The sequence below is a fragment of the Aphanothece microscopica RSMan92 genome (genome assembly GCF_046613545.2).
GTDB lineage: Bacteria > Cyanobacteriota > Cyanobacteriia > PCC-6307 > Cyanobiaceae > NIES-981.
This window is the reverse complement of the sequence record NZ_JBKKKY020000655.1, coordinates 1-396: the sequence shown is the minus strand read 5'-3', so window position 1 is coordinate 396 and position 396 is coordinate 1. Positions and strand designations below refer to the sequence as shown.

General features: G+C 52.5%; 1 protein-coding gene. It reads right to left on the bottom strand.

What is annotated here, in order from left to right:
- Positions 1–25: 25 nt before the first annotated feature.
- Positions 26–396, bottom strand: a 371-nt coding sequence (locus tag ACLD7X_RS19500; RefSeq protein WP_411425331.1) for a hypothetical protein, incomplete at its 5' end; no start/stop codon positions are given.

Here is a 396-nt window from a genome sequence, read left to right as displayed (position 1 = left end):
AGTAGTTTTTTCATGATTGTTTCAGTTAGAAGTTAGCTTTTACACCAAAGGTTACGGTTTTCGCGTTGGGGTACTCGCCCCGGATAATCCCCCTTACCGTCGAGTTGGTTCCCAATCGGTTGGCTTCCGGATCGTAGCCCCGGAAGCTCGATGCCAAAAAGAGGTTGGTGCCTACGGCGTATACCGAAAGGTTTCGGACTGCCTTGCCTTTCAGGGGGACCGTATAGCCCAGACGAATATTTTTTAGTCGCAGGTGCGAGCCATCCTCCATCAGTGCAGTATTGGAACGGATGTCGGCGATACTGACCATGCTACCCGCCCGGGGAATATCCGAGGTTGGGTTGGAGGTCGTCCAGCGGTTGGCCAATTCACTGTATACGTTGGAGGTACTACGAC